At 68.4% G+C, this 15,507-nt stretch carries 15 protein-coding genes; 11 read left to right on the forward strand and 4 right to left on the reverse strand.

Annotated features, from left to right (window positions below; all coding sequences use genetic code 11):
- The first annotated feature begins 221 nt into the window (after positions 1-221).
- A complete protein-coding gene (locus AC07YH_RS17290; protein WP_494748191.1) occupies positions 222-1,247 on the forward strand; it encodes an AraC-like ligand-binding domain-containing protein in 1,026 nt (341 codons plus the stop codon).
- Between the two features lie 10 nt (positions 1,248-1,257).
- On the opposite strand, the gene feoB is transcribed toward AC07YH_RS17290, so the two are convergent.
- Together feoB and AC07YH_RS17300 are read right to left on the reverse strand one after the other, a co-directional pair.
- Positions 1,258-3,144 carry a ferrous iron transport protein B gene (gene feoB, locus AC07YH_RS17295; protein ID WP_494748207.1) on the reverse strand — a complete coding sequence of 629 codons (1,887 nt, stop codon included), beginning with the start codon at positions 3,142-3,144 and terminating at the stop codon, positions 1,258-1,260.
- Positions 3,145-3,166: 22 nt separating this feature from the next.
- Positions 3,167-3,484, reverse strand: coding sequence for a FeoA family protein (locus tag AC07YH_RS17300; protein ID WP_494748192.1), 318 nt, complete (start codon positions 3,482-3,484; stop codon positions 3,167-3,169).
- Positions 3,485-3,672: 188 nt separating this feature from the next.
- Between AC07YH_RS17300 and tipF the strand changes: the two genes are divergently transcribed.
- The 4 genes from tipF (at position 3,673) to AC07YH_RS17320 (ending at position 6,620) form a co-directional block, all read left to right on the forward strand.
- Complete coding sequence (gene tipF, locus AC07YH_RS17305; RefSeq protein WP_494748193.1) at positions 3,673-4,947, forward strand: flagella assembly cyclic-di-GMP phosphodiesterase TipF; 1,275 nt, start codon at positions 3,673-3,675, stop codon at positions 4,945-4,947.
- 93 nt (positions 4,948-5,040) lie between these two features.
- Positions 5,041-5,766 carry a methylated-DNA--[protein]-cysteine S-methyltransferase gene (locus AC07YH_RS17310; protein ID WP_494748194.1) on the forward strand — a complete coding sequence of 242 codons (726 nt, stop codon included), beginning with the start codon at positions 5,041-5,043 and terminating at the stop codon, positions 5,764-5,766.
- Positions 5,763-6,464, forward strand: coding sequence for a 2OG-Fe(II) oxygenase (locus tag AC07YH_RS17315; RefSeq protein ID WP_494748195.1), 702 nt, complete (start codon positions 5,763-5,765; stop codon positions 6,462-6,464). The genes AC07YH_RS17310 and AC07YH_RS17315 overlap by 4 nt, the downstream gene beginning before the upstream one ends.
- A gap of 84 nt (positions 6,465-6,548) precedes the next feature.
- Positions 6,549-6,620 carry a hypothetical protein gene (locus tag AC07YH_RS17320; RefSeq protein WP_494748208.1) on the forward strand — a complete coding sequence of 24 codons (72 nt, stop codon included), beginning with the start codon at positions 6,549-6,551 and terminating at the stop codon, positions 6,618-6,620.
- A 12-nt stretch (positions 6,621-6,632) separates the two neighbouring features.
- Here AC07YH_RS17320 and AC07YH_RS17325 read toward each other — a convergent pair whose 3' ends face one another.
- On the reverse strand, positions 6,633-7,199 hold the full coding sequence (locus AC07YH_RS17325) for an NnrU family protein (RefSeq protein ID WP_494748196.1): 567 nt from the start codon (positions 7,197-7,199) through the stop codon (positions 6,633-6,635).
- A 31-nt stretch (positions 7,200-7,230) separates the two neighbouring features.
- Positions 7,231-7,953 carry a sulfotransferase family protein gene (locus AC07YH_RS17330; protein WP_494748197.1) on the reverse strand — a complete coding sequence of 241 codons (723 nt, stop codon included), beginning with the start codon at positions 7,951-7,953 and terminating at the stop codon, positions 7,231-7,233.
- Positions 7,954-8,003: 50 nt separating this feature from the next.
- Here AC07YH_RS17330 and AC07YH_RS17335 point away from each other — a divergent pair, with 50 nt between their 5' ends.
- The 6 genes from AC07YH_RS17335 (at position 8,004) to ileS (ending at position 15,479) form a co-directional block, all read left to right on the forward strand.
- A complete protein-coding gene (locus tag AC07YH_RS17335; RefSeq protein ID WP_494748198.1) occupies positions 8,004-8,600 on the forward strand; it encodes an aspartyl/asparaginyl beta-hydroxylase domain-containing protein in 597 nt (198 codons plus the stop codon).
- Positions 8,601-8,659: 59 nt separating this feature from the next.
- Entirely contained in the window at positions 8,660-9,520 is an 861-nt protein-coding gene (locus AC07YH_RS17340) for a TIGR01459 family HAD-type hydrolase (protein WP_494748199.1), read from the forward strand.
- A 22-nt stretch (positions 9,521-9,542) separates the two neighbouring features.
- Positions 9,543-9,965 (forward strand): MaoC family dehydratase, encoded by a 423-nt coding sequence (locus AC07YH_RS17345; protein ID WP_494748200.1) that lies wholly within the window; start codon positions 9,543-9,545, stop codon positions 9,963-9,965.
- Positions 9,965-10,906, forward strand: a complete 942-nt coding sequence (locus tag AC07YH_RS17350) for a bifunctional riboflavin kinase/FAD synthetase (protein WP_494748201.1) — start codon at positions 9,965-9,967, stop codon at positions 10,904-10,906. Before AC07YH_RS17345 ends, AC07YH_RS17350 begins: the two co-directional genes overlap by 1 nt.
- A 189-nt stretch (positions 10,907-11,095) precedes the next feature.
- Entirely contained in the window at positions 11,096-12,202 is a 1,107-nt protein-coding gene (locus AC07YH_RS17355) for a S1C family serine protease (RefSeq protein WP_494748202.1), read from the forward strand.
- Positions 12,203-12,488: 286 nt separating this feature from the next.
- Positions 12,489-15,479, forward strand: a complete 2,991-nt coding sequence (gene ileS, locus AC07YH_RS17360) for an isoleucine--tRNA ligase (RefSeq protein ID WP_494748203.1) — start codon at positions 12,489-12,491, stop codon at positions 15,477-15,479.
- The last annotated feature ends 28 nt before the right edge of the window (positions 15,480-15,507 follow it).

A 15,507-nucleotide genomic window follows, 5' to 3' on the forward strand; every position in this document is an offset into this window, starting at 1 on the left:
CCCCCCCCCCCCCCCCCCCCCCCCGACCCGCCCCACCCGGGTGGGCCTCCACGTTTTCCGCAAAGGAAGCCCGTGCAAGGCGCGCCTAGTACCCCACCGGCGCGCGACTTGCCCCCTGTTCTCGCGCGACATCCCGGCCCTGTCATTGACTGGCCATCCACATTCTATTGTCCTGGCGTTTTCGCCGGGACGTTCCCGGGCCGATCACCGAGGCTTTCCGCGTGAGTGAACGCCTGAACCGCGATCTGTGGGTGCTGGACGCCCGCCAGCAGCCCGACGCCGTCGAGCAGTATCGCCGGGCCTGCGCGCATCTGTTCGACGTGACCCTGCTGTCGCCCGAGGCGGCGTTCCACAATCGGCTGGAAGGTTACCAGCTGGGCCATGTGGTCATCATGCGATGCGTCGGCGTGCCCCAGCGCTTCGAGCGGAAGCTGACCCACATCATGGCCGACGCCAGCGACACCGTCATGGCGGTGCTGGATCTCGAAAAGGCCGAGTGGCGCGCCGACTACGACGGCCGCGAGGCCGCCAGCGACATGGGTGATATCCGGATCGTGGACATGGCGCGGCCCTCCGACCTGATCAGCCGGACCGACTACTGCACCCTGTACATAATCGTTCCGCGCGGCCTGCTGGACCCGCAGACCGCCGGGCTTGACTTCCATGGCCGGGTCATGTCGGAGACCACCTCGACGGGTCGGATGTTCGGCGCGCACATGCGCACGCTCTGGGCGTCCGTCGAGGAGATCAGCCCCGCCGAGGCGCCCCTGGTCGCCAAGGCCACGGCCGCCCTCCTGAGCGGCGTCATCCTGGCTTGCGGCGATCCCTTGAGCGCCGATCCGCGGCCGCTGGATAAGGTGCTGCTGATCTCGGGCCAGCGGTTCGTGGACCAGCGCCTGGACGATCCGGACCTCTCCCCGGAAACGGTGCGCCGCCATCTCGCCGTCTCGCGCAGCCAGCTCTACAAGGTTTTCGAGCCGGCGGGCGGGGTCAGCGCCTTCATCCAGCAGCGCCGGCTGGACCGGGCTTTCGACGTCATCCTGCAGGACGGCGCCGAGCAGCTGACCCTGGCCGAGGTGGGATACAAACACGGCTTCCGCTCGGACGCCCACTTCAGCCGCGCCTTCCGTGCGCGGTTCGGCGTCACGCCGGGCCGGCTGCGCAAGGTCGGCGAGGCCGCGCGCCAGGAAGGCCTCTCGGCTCGGGAACGCCCCGACGACGTCTTCGCCTGGGTGAAGCGGCTCTGAGCTTAAGCCCCTAGCCCGCCCCCATCGCCACGGCGATGTGGTAGGTCGCGAACGAGGCCAGATAGGCCAGCGAGGTCATGTAGACGAACATCACCGACGGCCACAGCCAGCCGTTGGTCTCCCGCTTGACCACGCCCAGGGTCGCCGCGCACTGCGGGGCGAAGATGTACCAGGCCAGGAACGACAGGGCGCTGGCCAGCGACCAGGCGTGCGACAGCAGCGAGCCCAGGGTCGTGGCCGCCGCGTCGCCTTCACCGCCGACGGCGTAGACCGTGCCCAGCGCCGCCACAGCGACCTCGCGCGCCGCGAAGCCCGGGATCAGGGCGACCGTCATCTGCCAGTTGAAGCCGATGGGGGCCATGACCGGGGCGATGAACTGGCCGATGCGGCCAGCGAAGCTGTAGTCGATGGCCGGACCCGTCGCGCCTTCCGGCGGATAGGGGAAGGTCGACAGCACCCAGACCAGCACCATCAGCGGCAGGATGATGCGGCCGGCGCGGTTCAGGAAGATGCGGGCGCGGGTCCACAGGTTCATCAGGACGTTGCGCGGCTCGGGCCAGCGATAGGTCGGCAGCTCCATCATGAACGGCTCGACCGTGCCTCGCCAGAAGATGCGGCGGATGACTGTCGACACCACCAGCGCGCTGACGATGCCGGCGGCGAACAGGCCGAACATCACCAGACCCTGCAGCGACAGGCCGCCCCAGACCGTGGCGCGCGGGATGAAGGCGCCGATGATCAGGGTGTAGACCGGGATGCGGGCCGAGCAGGTCATCAGCGGCGCGATCAGGATCGTCGTCAGCCGGTCCTGCTTGTTGTCGATCACCCGCGTGGCCATGATCCCCGGGATGGCGCAGGCGAAGCTGGACAGCAGCGGGATGAACGCCCGCCCGTGCAGGCCGGCCACCCCCATCAGCTTGTCCAGCAGGAAGGCCGCGCGGGTCATGTAGCCGCTGTCTTCCAACACCAGGATGAAGAAGAACAGGATCAGGATCTGCGGCAGGAACACCAGCACGCTGCCGACGCCGGCGATCAGGCCGTCGGCGACGAAGCTGGTCAGCAGACCGGGCGGCAGGTGGGCGTTGGTCCAGCCGGCGATGGCCGCGAACGCCGCGTCGATGCCGTCCATGATCGGGGCGGCCCAGGTGAACACCGCCTGGAACATCACGAACATCAGGGCGACCAGGATCAGCAGGCCGGCGACCGGGTGCAGCAGCACGCCGTCGATCTTGCCGGTGATGGTGTCGGGACGCTCGGGCGGCTTCACGCAGGCCTTGAAGATGCGCTGGGCCTCGGCGTGGGCGGCGCGGATCTCGCCGGCGGTCGGCTCATGCCAGACGTTCTCGGTCTCGACCTTGCGAGCCGCGACCAGGGCCTCGGCCTTTTCCAAGAGCTCGGGCAGGCCGCGCTTGCGGGTCGCCACCGTGGTGACGATGGGCGCGCCCAGTTCCTGGGACAGGCGTTCCAGGTCGATGCGCAGGCCCTGGCGCTGGGCGATGTCGAACATGTTGAGGGCCAGCACGAACGGGCGGCCCACCTGCTTCAGCTCCAGAACGAGGCGCAGGACGAGTCGCAGGTTGGTGGCGTCGGCCACGCAGATCAGGGCCTCGGGCGCGGTCTCGCCGCTGAGCTTGCCCAGCACGGCGTCGCGGGTGACGACCTCGTCGGGGCTGCGGGCGCGTAGGGAGTAGGTGCCGGGCAGGTCCAGCACGCGCATCTGGCGGCCGGACGGCGTGGTCAGCACGCCTTCCTTCCGCTCGACCGTGACCCCGGCGTAGTTGGCCACCTTCTGGCGGCTGCCGGTCAGGGCGTTGAACAGCGCGGTCTTGCCGGAGTTGGGATTGCCGACCAGGGCGATACGGGTGGAGGCGGTGTTCGCGGCGGTATCGGGCGCGATAGCGGTATCGAGTGCCAAGGTCTTAGAGTCCGTCGAATTTCACAGTGACCGCGGCGGCTTCACGCCGGCGCAGGGCCACGCGGGTGTCGTCCACGCGCACGGCGATCGGGTCGCGGCCGAACAGGCCCTCGTGCAGGACCTCGATGGCCGCGCCCTCCACGAAGCCCATCTCCAGCAGGCGTCGCTCCAGTTCCTCGGCGGCCACGGACTCGTCCGCGCCGGACACGCCGGTGACCTTGACGATCACGCCGCGATCGCCCCGCCCGGCCGTGGCCAGGGGACGCACGCCGGGAGTCTCGGCTGGGTTGAATTGGGAGGACAACGCGTACGCTTCGGACATAATGGCTCCGATTAGATTGCGAACGATTATCAGTCGAAGACACCGATGTCGATTCAACGATCCGCGTAGTTTGGGTTATGATCACTGCTTAAGGGCTGTTGGGACCGAATGGCGCAGGGTCGTTAATAGATTCGACTCTTCGACCGCCGGTCGGTCTGATTACGACTTACGATTCGTATGGGCGAATGATGCGTAGGCTGATGCTGGGGCTCCTGACGGGGGCTTATCTTTGTCTGGCTCTGATCGTCTCCCTCTTCCTCTGGAGGATGGGCGCGACCCCGGCTGTCGGCGTCTCGGCCTTCATCGGCACCCTGGGACTGGCCTTCGCCTTCCACGGACTGGTGGGCCAGACCTTCCTGGCCGCCGCCCTGCGCGGCGACATCGACACCGTGCGCGAAGCCCACGCCATCCTCCTGGACCAGATCGAGAAGGTCGACGCCCGGGTCTCGGACCTGGTGGAGTCTGTCGCTGCCGACTCCCAGCGCCGCACCGAGGAACTGTCGACCGAGGTCCATCAGCTGGAGGACATGATCTCCCAGATGAGCGACCGGATGGAGCAGCAGCTCAGCCACCAGGTCGCCGCCGCCTCGGCTCGCAGCCACAGCGTGGCCCGCGACCGCGCCCCGCAGACCAGCCACATGCTGGAAGTCGTCCAGGACGCGCTCGCCGAGAACCGCGTCGACCTCTACCTGCAGCCGATCGTCAGCCTGCCCCAGCGCCGGACCGTCTTCTACGAAAGCTTCTCGCGCCTGCGCGACGAGACCGGCCGCGTGATGATGCCGGCCGAGTACCTGGCCGTGGCCGAGCCGGAAGGCCTGATGACGGCCATCGACAACCTGCTGCTGTTCCGCTGCGTGCAGATCGTCCGCCGCCTGGGCAAGCAGGACCGCAAGGTCGGGATCTTCTGCAACATCTCGCTGGCCAGCCTGGGCGACGAGAGCTTCTTCCCGCAGTTCCTCGAGTTCATGCAGGGCAACAAGGACCTGGCCGGTTCGGTGATCTTCGAGCTGGGCCAGGCCGCGTTCGAACGCCGTGGCGCGGTCGAGGCCCGTCACATGGCCCGCCTGGCCAGCCTGGGCTTCAGCTTCAGCCTCGACAAGGTCGCCGACCTGGACCTGGACTTCCAGGACCTGGCCCGCGCCGACGTGCGCTACATCAAGGTCGGCGCCCAGATGCTGCTGGACCAGCTGGAAGAGCAGGACGGCAAGCTGGTCATCGCCTCGCTGCCCGACCTGAACGCCAGCGACTTCGCCGCCCTGACCCGCCGCTACGGTATCGAGGTCATCGTCGAGAAGGTCGAGGCCGAGAAGCAGATCGTCGACATCCTGGATCTCGACATCGGCTACGGCCAAGGCCACCTGTTCGGCGAGCCGCGCGCCATCCGTGACGCCGTCCTGGCCGAGGCCGAACCGCCGCAGGACTTCATGCGCGGGGCCCTGCGCCGTCGCGCGGTCGGCTGGTAAGACTGCTGACAGCTTTGGGCGCCGGACAGCAAGCATCGGAATGATCCGACGCGCGGTCTGACGCATGGTCTCCCTACGAAAGGAGACCCACCCATGACCGCTCCGACCTATCTCACCGACGACGCGCGCTGGGACGCCATGCGCGCCAAGGACCGCGCCACCGAAGGCGCCTTCTATATTGGCGTACGCACCACCGGCGTCTATTGCGTCGCCAGCTGCGGCGGCCGCCCGCTGCGCAAGAACGTCGCCTTCTACGACACCCGCGAACAAGCCCGCGCCGCCGGCCTGCGCGCCTGCCTGCGCTGCAAGCCCGACCTCAATCGCGAGACCCTGCGCTGGGGCGTCGTTGAAACCAGCCTGGGCCTGGCCCTGGTCGCCCGCTCCGCCGCCGGCCTGCGCCTGGTCACCCTGGGCGACGACCGTGAAGCGCTGAAGGCGGACCTGGAAAAGCGCTTCAAGCACGCCCGGATCGTGCCGGACAGCGAAGGCCTGGCGGCTGACCTGAAGGCGGTGGCCGATCTCGTCGATCATCCCGACCACGCAGCCAACCTTCCGATCGACGCCCAGGGCACCGACCTGCAGAAGGCCGTCTGGGCCGCGCTGCGCGAGATCCCCGCCGGCCAGACCGCCTCCTATGCCGACATCGCCAAGGCCATCGGCCGGCCAACCGCCTCGCGCGCCGTGGCCCAGGCCTGCGGGGCCAATCCGCTGGCGGTGATCACGCCCTGCCACCGCGTGGTCCGCGCCGACGGCGGCCTGTCCGGCTATCGCTGGGGCGTCGAGCGCAAGGCGGCTCTGTTGGCGCGCGAGACCGCGTGACCCCAAACCCTACTAAGATGGACTGGACCCGCATCACCGCCGAGCTCGACGCCCGCGGTTGGGCCCTGACCGGCCCGATGCTGAAGCCCGAGACCTGCGCGGGCATCGCCGACCTCTATCCGCGAGATGAGGGCTTCCGCAGCCGGGTGGTGATGGCCCGCCACGGCTTCGGACGCGGCGAGTACAAGTACTTCAGCTATCCCCTGCCGGACGTCGTCCAGCGACTCCGGCAGGGCCTCTACGGCCCGCTGTCGACCATCGCCAACGCCTGGGCCGAACGCCTCGCCGAGGAGCGGCGCTTCCCCGACGCGCTGGACGACATGCTGGCCCACTGCCGCGAGGCGGGCCAGGCGCGGCCGACGCCCCTGCTGCTGACCTATGGGCCGGGCGACTACAACTGCCTGCACCAGGATCTCTATGGCGAGCATGTCTTCCCCCTGCAGGCGGCATTCCTGCTGGACGAACCAGGCCGCGACTTCGACGGCGGCGAGTTCGTGATCGTCGAGCAGCGGCCGAGACAACAGAGCGCGCCGCAGGTTGTGCCGCTGAGGCAGGGCGAGGGTGTGATCTTCGCGGTGCGTGAGCGGCCGGCGGAGGGGACGCGGGGGGTGCACCGGCGGGTGCTGCGGCATGGGGTGAGTGAGATCAGGTCAGGCCGTAGACGTACGCTGGGCGTAATCTTCCACGACGCCACCTAAGCCAACGACGGAGCGTTGTTCTCTCCTCCCCCTCTTGGGGGAGGTGGCGCGGCGCGAAGCGCGCCGTGACGGAGGGGGCTGGTCATGACTCAGCAGCGCTGGCCCCTCCACCGCCGTTCGGCGGTCCCCCTCCCCCAAAGGGGGAGGAGAGATTGACCACGACGCGACCTAGCCCAGCGGCGAAACACCGAATAGCACCCGGTGGAGGAAGAACACGAACACCAGATACAACACAGTGCCCGCCACCACCGCGATCACATCCGCGATCGGTTTCGTCACCACCGGCGCCGGCTCCCCACGCCCGAGCGCCGAAGCCAAATCCACGATCGCCCACACCAGGAACGACCCGAACAGCAGCGCCGACGCCTGATCCCCATTGGCCAGCAGATGCCCCGCCGACCAGGCGATCGTCCCCAGCAGCATCGGATGGCGCACCGTCGCCTTGATCCGTCCGACCGGCCCGTTCGAACCCGCCATCAGCACGAACGCGATCCACACCAGGCCCATGGTCGCGTGACGCCCCCAGGGCGGCGGGTCATAAAGCTGCGGCGCCATCGGCCGGAATTGAATCCAGCCCCAGATGATCAGCCCCAGCCCCACCGCCGAGACGATCGAGTAGAGCCCCTTCCAGCGCCCCGGACTGGCCGCGACCTGGGCGTCGCGGAACGGCGCGGCCACGATCCGCACCGAGTGGACGCCGAGGAACAGCAAGAGCCCCAGGATCAGTATCGTCATCGGCCCTTCCCCTTTATTGGGAGGAGGATAGTCACGGAACGCGGTTTTTCGAAAGCTGACGCAGCCGGGCATGGGCGGCGGCCAGACGGCCCTCGCAGGCCGCCAGGATCGCCGGCCCGGCCTCGCGCCGCTTGTCCTCGGCGTCCGGCGCGAAGGTCTGTTCGGGATATTTGGCGTTGCGGTGCGTGGCGCCCCGCATCCGCGCGACGGCCTCGGCGTCGGGCGTGACGCCGAAGTGCGGCAGGATGCGGTCGAACAGGGCGTTCGGCAGGTCCCGATAGTCGATGGCCAGGCCGCCGCCGAGGTCCCAGTGCGCCAGCGCGCCCTCGCAGATCCCGGTCAGGACGGCGGCGTGATAGGCCGGGTCCAGCGGATTGCCGCTTTCGGCGAGGCCCAGGCGCGCCGGAGGGACCAGCTCACCGACCATCTGGCTGCCCGGTCGGCGCGCGTGGGAGACCATCACCTCGACCGGGTCGCGATAGACGAAGACCCACGGCGTGTCCGGAAACGCCGCCCGGTACAGCGGCAGCTCCCGCGCCGCCCAGCAGTCCAGCTTGAGATAGAGCGGCCCCTCGCCGGCCAGGGCGGCGGCCGCAACCCGCAGCGCGGTCGGATCGCCGCTCAGCGCCGCCCGGTCGATACCGGCATCTTCGTTGATCGCCGTATTGGCCGGGTCCGCCGCCAGCATCCGCACCAGCAGGGTCGAGCCGCATCGCGACATGTGGAAGATCAGGCCCTGCGGCGCGCGCGTCATGCGGTGTCCGTCGCTTGTGACGTGGAGGATAACCAGCATAGATTGAAACCATGCGCTTTCCAGACCGCGTGCGGTTGCCCTTCGCCTTCGATCCGGACCGGCTGCGCGCGGACCTGGCGCGGGTCGAGGCCGATACGACCTGGACCTCGCATTTCGTCCGCCAGAACTATGACGGCGACTGGAGCGCCATCGCCCTGCGCGGCCTGGCTGGCGAGACCCATCCGGTCCGGATGATCTATTCCGACCCGGTCCGCACCGATTATGTCGACACGCCGCTCCTGGAGGCCTGCCCCTACTTCCAGGATGTCCTGGCCGCCTTCAAGTGCCCGCTGACCAGCGTGCGGCTGATGAAGCTGACGCCCGGCTCGGTGATCAAGGAACACACCGACCACGACCTGGCCGCCGAAGACGGCAAGGCGCGGATCCATATCCCCGTCACCAGCAACCCGGACGTCGAGTTCAAGGTCAATGGCGTCCCCGTGCCGCTGGCCCTGGGCGAAGCCTGGTACCTGCGCCTGTCGGACCCGCATACCGTGGCCAATCGCGGGCAAACCGACCGGGTTCACCTGGTCATCGACGCCCGCATGAACGACTGGTTGGCCGAGCAGATGACCCTGGCCCTGGCGACCGAGCCCGCGAACGCCTAGATGGCCCACAACGGGCGTCGCAGTTGACGCCCTCTCCTACGAGCTTTACCGCCCAATCCATGATGGACTTCCCCACCGGCCTTTCCGCCCTTTCCGACCGCTACGAACTGGTGCTGTGCGACGTCTGGGGCGTGATCCACAACGGGGTCCGCAGCTTCCCGGAAGCCTGCCAGGCCCTGACGACCTGGGGCCAGACCAAGGGTCCGGTGGTGCTGATCTCCAACTCGCCGCGCCCCTCGTATGACGTGGTGGCCCAGCTCGACAGCCTGGGCGTGCCGCGTTCGGCCTGGCAGGGGTTCGTGACCTCGGGCGACGCGACGCGGGCGCTGCTGACGCCGCACACCGGGACCAAGGTCTGGAAGATCGGCCCCGAGCGGGACGGTCCGCTGTGGGCCGGCTTCGACCTGACCCTGGCCAGCCCTGAGGACGCCGACTTCATCCTCAGCTCGGGCCTCTATGACGACGAGAACGAGGTCCCCGAGGACTATCGCGACCGCCTGAAGGTCGCCGCCGATCGGGGCCTGCTGTTCATCTGCGCCAATCCCGACCGCGTCGTGCAGCGCGGCGATCGCCTGATCTTCTGCGCCGGCGCCCTGGCCGATCTCTATGAGAGCCTGGGCGGCAAGGTGGTGATGGCCGGCAAGCCCTATGCGGCGATCTACGACCTGGCCGTGGCCGAGGCCGCGCAGCTGCTGGGCCGTCCCGTCGATCGCGACCGCGTGCTGTGCATCGGCGACGGCGTCATCACCGATGTGAAAGGCGCCCACGACCAGAAGCTGGCCTGCCTGTTCATCGCCAAGGGCATCCATGGCGAAACGGCCGTCGGTCCGGATGGCCAGCTGATCCCGGACGCCGTCCAGGCCCTGCTCGACGCCGAGTCCGTGGGCGCGACCCACGCCATCGGCGACCTGGTCTGGTAACAAGAAAAACAAGGGGAGCGTCATGCAGGGCAAGTTTCTGGAAGAGCTCAGCGTCGGCCAATCGGCGCAGTTGGTCCGCACCGTCGGCGAGGCCGACATCGTCGCCTTCGCGGAAGTGACTGGCGACACCAATCCGGTGCACCTGGACGCCGACTATGCGGCCACGACCAGCTTTGGCCAGCGCATCGCCCACGGCATGCTGTCGGCCGGCTACATCTCGGCGGTGCTGGGCACGACCCTGCCCGGCCCGGGCGCGATCTACCTGTCGCAGGCGCTGAAGTTCAAGCGCCCGGTCAAGATCGGCGACGAGGTCACCGCCGTGGTCACCATCTCCGAGATCAACGAGGCCAAGGCCCAGGTCACGCTGGCCACCGTCTGCAAGGTCAATGGCAAAACGGTTGTCGACGGCGAGGCCGTGGTCATGGTTCCGCGCAAGGCCGTCTGATGACCCTCAAGACCGTCAACGCCTGGAAAGACCTCCCCGCCGACGAGCGCGGCGCCGCCGTGGCGCTGGGCAATTTCGACGGCGTGCACCGCGGCCACCAGCAGGTGATCGCCCAGGCCGCCAAGGCCGCGCTGGAGCTGAAGGCGCCGCTGGGCGTCATCACCTTCGACCCGCATCCGCGCCGCCTGTTTCGCCCGACCGAGCCGGCCTTCAAGCTGATGACCCACGCCCAGCAGGCCCGCGCCCTGGGCGGCCTCGGCGTCGATCTGCTCTATCTGCTGCCGTTCGACTTCGAGATGGCCAGCTTTAGCGACCGCGAGTTCGTCGAGAAGGTGCTGGTCGAGGGCCTCTCCGTGAAGCACGTCGCCGCCGGCTTCGACATCTCGTTCGGCCGGGGCCGCACCGGCAGCGGCGACCTGCTGAAGGCCTATGGCGAAGAGTACGGCTTCACCGTCTCGATCGCCGAGCCGGTCGCCAGCCGCGATGGCGACAAGTTCTCCTCGACCGGCGTCCGCGACGCCCTGCGCGCCGGCCAGCCCGACCAGGCCGGCCGCATCCTGGGTCGCCCCTTCGCCATCGAGGGCGTGGTGCGCCGGGGCCAGCAGCTGGGCCGCCAGCTGGGCTTCCCGACCGCCAATGTCGAGGTCGAGGACTATGTGGTGCCGAAGCTCGGCGTCTACGCCACCCGCACCCGTCTGCCCGACGGCCGCGAGGTGCCCGGCGTGGCCAATCTGGGCAACAACCCCACGACCGGCATCGTCGAGACCCGGCTGGAGACCTGGCTGTTCGATTTCGACGAGGACCTCTACGGCCAGATCATCGAGACCGACCTGATCGCCTTCCTGCGTCCGGAGCTGAAGTTCGACAGCCTGGAGCTGATGATCGAGCAGATCCATCGCGACGAGCAGGAAGCGCGGGCGATCGTCGCGCCGGGCTTCTGATCTTCTCCTCCCCCGCCTGCGGGGGAGGTGTCCCGGAGGGACGGAGGGGGCGCTCACCGCCGCCTGACGCCCCCTCCGTCACGGCGCGTATCCGCACCGCGCCACCTCCCCCGTTTCACGGGTGAGGAGAAACCCTTTCGCGTTCTCTCTCGTCCCGTTAACCTTGTTTAACGGCAGGGGTGGGGACCGATGCTCAAGGGGCGCAAGTACCAGCAGTTCGCGCGCGCGGTGCGGCCGGTGAAGGTGCGCGCCCACGAGATCCTGGCCTATCCCGAGGGCGTGCAGTTCGTGTTCGACACGGGCAAGGCCGTCGAGGTCGAGGGCGGCTATTGCGCCCTGCCCGACGGCGATCTGCTGGACGCCTATTCCAACGCCGTGGTCCGCGCCGTCGAACGCATCGGCCCCAGCGTCGTGCGCATCCATCCGATGCTGGAAGACCCCCGGCTGTCCGGCGTCGGCTCGGGCTTCGCGATCGGGCCCGCCCAAGGAGGAGGGGGCGGCCTGATCCTGACCAACAGCCACGTGATCCAGGGCGCCAGCCGCTACATCGTCATCACCGCCGAGGGCCGCAGCTTCACCGCCCGCTGCGTCGGCGACGATCCCGACACCGACCTGGCCGTGATCAAGATCGACCAGGCCGTCGATCTGCCCGTGGCCAAACTGGGCGACTCCAAACGGCTGCGGCGCGGCCAGCTGGTCATCGCCATCGGCGCGCCGCTGGGCTTCGAGGCCACGGTGACCACCGGCGTGGTCTCGGCGCTGGGCCGCAGCTTGCGGGGCGAGCGCGGCCGGCTGGTCGAGGACCTGATCCAGACCGACGCGGCGCTCAATCCCGGCAACAGTGGCGGGCCGCTGGTCAATTCCACCGGCGAGGTGGTCGGCATCGCCACGGCGATCATCGCCGGCTACCAGGGCCTGTGCTTCGCGGTGGCGGCCAACACCGCCAAGTTCGTGATCGCCGAGCTGCTGGCGCACGGCCACGTGCGGCGCGGCTCCATCGGCCTGATCGCCCAGCAGGCCCCGATCCCGCCGGCCCTGGCCAAGGCCACCGGCCTGCACCAGCCCTATGCGGTCTATGTCGCCCATGTCGACGCCGGCGGCCCGGCCGCCAAGGCCGGGATCAAGGAAGGCGACCTGCTGGTCTCAGCGGGGACCCAGGTCCTGACCGGTCTCGACGACCTGCTGCGCGCCCTGGACCACCACAGCATCGGCCGGCCCACCGACTTTCTGGTCATCCGCAACGCGCGGCTGATGACGGTCACCGTGACGCCCAAGCTGCGGAAGCTGGGGGCGTAGAGTCAGCACAGGCCCCCACCTGACCTGCTTGCGCAGGTCTGTCCGCCCCCAAGCGGGGCGGAGAGATGACTCTCCTCCCCCTCTTGGGGGAGGGGACCGCCGAACGGCGGTGGAGGGGGTCGGCACTGGCGTCGCCTGTCGCCCTCTGCTATCCCCCAAATCCATGAGTTCCGTTCGGAATACAGCGCGAATTATCCGCCCGGCGTGACGCCGCCGGTCAGGCTTGCGCGCGCGCCGGGTTTTAAGTCCGCGCCCCTCCCGAACTTCCAGCTTGGATAATCATTCCATGGCCGACGACGCCACGACCGCCCGCGACTATCGCGAAACCGTCTTCCTTCCCGACACCCCGTTCCCGATGCGCGGGGGCCTGCCCAAGAAGGAGCCCGAGATCCTGGAGGGCTGGGCCGCCCTCTCGCCCAAGGGCCTGTACGGCGCGGTGCGCGCCAAGCGCCAGGCCGACGGCGCCCCGCTGTTCGTGCTGCACGACGGCCCGCCCTATGCCAATGGCGCCATCCACATCGGCCACGCCCTGAACAAGACGCTGAAGGACTTCGTGGTCCGCTCGCGCTTCGCCCTGGGCTACGACGTCGACTACGTGCCGGGCTGGGACTGCCACGGCCTGCCGATCGAGTGGAAGATCGAGGAAGAGTTCCGCGCCAAGGGTCGCCGCAAGGACGAGGTCCCGGCCGAGGAGTTCCGCACGCGCTGCCGCGAATACGCCGGCGGCTGGGTCGAGGCCCAGAAGAGCGAGTTCCAACGTCTGGGCATCCTGGGCGACTGGTGGAACCGCTACGCCACCATGGACTTCACCTCGGAAGCCACGATCGTCGCCGAGTTCCACAAGTTCGCCGCCTCGGGCCAGCTCTATCGCGGCTCCAAGCCCGTGATGTGGAGCCCGGTCGAGCGCACGGCCCTGGCCGACGCCGAGATCGAGTACCACGACCACGTCAGCCCCACGATCTGGGTGAAGTTCCCGGTTCGCGGCATCATCGCTGGATCGAAGGAACGAGCTGACGAACTTGGCCCGCTGGTCGGCGCGTCGGTCGTTATCTGGACGACTACGCCTTGGACGATACCGGCCAACCGCGCCATTTCTTACAACCCGAACATCGCCTACGCGATGTACGAGGTCGAGGAGATGGAAAGCGATCTGGCTTTCGAACCTTGGGCCAAACCGGGCGATCGCTTCATCGTCGCCGAGAAACTGGCTGGTGACGTTTTCGCCGCAGCGAAGATCGCTAAATCGCGCAAACTGCAGAGTGTGAATTTGCAGGGCCTTTCCTGCGATCACCCGCTCAAGGCGCTCGACGAAGGCTTCGGCTTCGACGTGCCGTTGCTGGCCGGGGACCACGTCACCGACGACGCCGGCACTGGCTTCGTCCACACCGCCCCGGGCCACGGCGCCGACGACTATCTGGTGTGGCTGAAGAGCGGCTATCCGCTGGACTCCATCCCCGACACCGTCGACCCGGACGGCGCCTACTATCCGCACGTGCCGCTGTTCGCGGGCCTGAAGGTCATCGAGACCGAGGGCAAGAAGGCCGGCAAGTTCGGCCCCGCCAACGGCGCGGTCATGGACAAGCTGATCGAGGCCGGAAACCTGCTGGCGCGCGGTCGCGTCGAGCACAGCTATCCGCACAGCTGGCGCTCGAAGGCTCCGATCGTCTTCCGCAACACCCCGCAGTGGTTCATCCGGATGGATCAGGCGCTCGACAGCGGCAAGACCCTGCGCGAGACGGCCATCCAGGCCATCGCCGACACCGCCTTCCACCCCGACGCCGGCCGCAACCGCATCGGCTCGATGGTCGAGACGCGTCCCGACTGGCTGGTCAGCCGCCAGCGCGCCTGGGGCACGCCGCTGGCCATGTTCATCGACAAGGCCACCGGCGCGCCGCTGATGGACGAGGCGGTCAACGCCCGCATCCTGGCGGCCATCCGCGAAGGCGGGGCCGACGCCTGGTTCTCGCGTCCCGACGCCGACTTCCTGGGCGACGCCTACGACGCCGCCCAGTTCGAGAAGGTCGGCGACATCCTCGATGTCTGGTTCGATAGCGGCTGCACCCACGCCTTCACGATCGAAGGCCGGGCCGACAGCCACTGGCCGGCCGACCTCTATCTGGAAGGCTCCGACCAGCATCGCGGCTGGTTCCAGTCCAGCTTGCTCGAAGGCTGCGGCACCCGCGGTCGCGCGCCCTACAAGGCGGTTCTCACCCACGGGTTCACCCAGGACGAGAACGGCGAGAAGATGTCCAAATCCAAGGGCAACACCGTCGAGCCGCAGTCCGTCACCAAGGAGAGCGGCGCCGAGATCCTGCGTCTGTGGGCGGCGATGGTCGACTATTCGGAGGACCAGCGGATCGGCAAGACGATCCTGGCCACCACCACCGACGCCTATCGCAAGCTGCGCAACACCACGCGCTATCTGCTGGGCGCCCTGGCCGGCTTCGACGAGGAAGAGCGGGTCACCGACTACGCCGACTTCCCGCCGCTGGAGAAGTACATCCTGCACCGCCTGTGGGAGCTGGATCGCGACGTCCGCGCCGCCTACGAGGCCTATCGCTTCAGCGACGTGGTCCGGCCGCTGATCGAGTTCTGCCAGGGCGACCTGTCGACCCTGTTCTTCGACATCCGCAAGGACAGCCTCTATTGCGACGCGCCGACGGCCCTGCGCCGGCGGGCCTATCGCACGGTGCTGGACTATGTGTTCGAGCGCCTGACCATCTGGCTGTCGCCGCTGACCAGCTTCACCATGGAAGAGGCGTGGCAGACGCGCTTCCCCGACGCCGGCTCCAACAGCCTGCGGGTGATCCCGGAAACGCCGGGCGCGTGGTGCAACACCGATGAGGCCGCGCGCTGGGCCAAGGTCGAGACCGTCATGTCGGTGGTGACCGGCGCCCTGGAAGTTCAACGCCAGTCGAAGGCCATCGGCTCGGCATTGGACGCCGCGCCGGAGGTCTTCATCACTGATCACAATCTCGTCGCGGCCTTCGAAGGCCTCGATCCCGAGGAGATTTTCCGGACAAGCCAGGCAACGATCACCCACGTCGATTGGCACGCCGACAGCTTCAAAGCGGTGAACCCGCACTGGGCGCGGTTCTTCAAGCTGGACGGCGTCGATATGGTGACCGTCGATGCAACTAGAAGCCTCGTCGACAATACGCCGCGCTGTGCGCGGTCGTGGCGTCGAGTGCCCGATGTCGGAACCGATCCCCGCTATCCGGAACTTAGCCTTCGCGACGCTGAAGCTGTGGCTTACTGGGACGCGACGCATAACTAGCCCCCTTCCCCCTTGATGGGGGAAGGGC

It is taken from the genome of Caulobacter sp. GW456-12-1-14-TSB4, assembly GCF_059424195.1.

Excerpts from the sequence above, each read along its gene's own strand:
- AC07YH_RS17300 (WP_494748192.1), bottom strand. The coding sequence starts at position 3,484 with ATGTCCGAAGCGTACGCGTTGTCCTCCCAATTCAACCCAGCCGAGACT.
- tipF (WP_494748193.1), top strand. The coding sequence starts at position 3,673 with ATGCGTAGGCTGATGCTGGGGCTCCTGACGGGGGCTTATCTTTGTCTG.
- AC07YH_RS17310 (WP_494748194.1), top strand. The coding sequence starts at position 5,041 with ATGACCGCTCCGACCTATCTCACCGACGACGCGCGCTGGGACGCCATG.
- AC07YH_RS17325 (WP_494748196.1), bottom strand. The coding sequence starts at position 7,199 with ATGACGATACTGATCCTGGGGCTCTTGCTGTTCCTCGGCGTCCACTCG.
- AC07YH_RS17330 (WP_494748197.1), bottom strand. The coding sequence starts at position 7,953 with ATGACGCGCGCGCCGCAGGGCCTGATCTTCCACATGTCGCGATGCGGC.
- AC07YH_RS17335 (WP_494748198.1), top strand. The coding sequence starts at position 8,004 with ATGCGCTTTCCAGACCGCGTGCGGTTGCCCTTCGCCTTCGATCCGGAC.
- AC07YH_RS17340 (WP_494748199.1), top strand. The coding sequence starts at position 8,660 with ATGATGGACTTCCCCACCGGCCTTTCCGCCCTTTCCGACCGCTACGAA.
- AC07YH_RS17345 (WP_494748200.1), top strand. The coding sequence starts at position 9,543 with ATGCAGGGCAAGTTTCTGGAAGAGCTCAGCGTCGGCCAATCGGCGCAG.
- AC07YH_RS17350 (WP_494748201.1), top strand. The coding sequence starts at position 9,965 with ATGACCCTCAAGACCGTCAACGCCTGGAAAGACCTCCCCGCCGACGAG.
- AC07YH_RS17355 (WP_494748202.1), top strand. The coding sequence starts at position 11,096 with ATGCTCAAGGGGCGCAAGTACCAGCAGTTCGCGCGCGCGGTGCGGCCG.
- ileS (WP_494748203.1), top strand. The coding sequence starts at position 12,489 with ATGGCCGACGACGCCACGACCGCCCGCGACTATCGCGAAACCGTCTTC.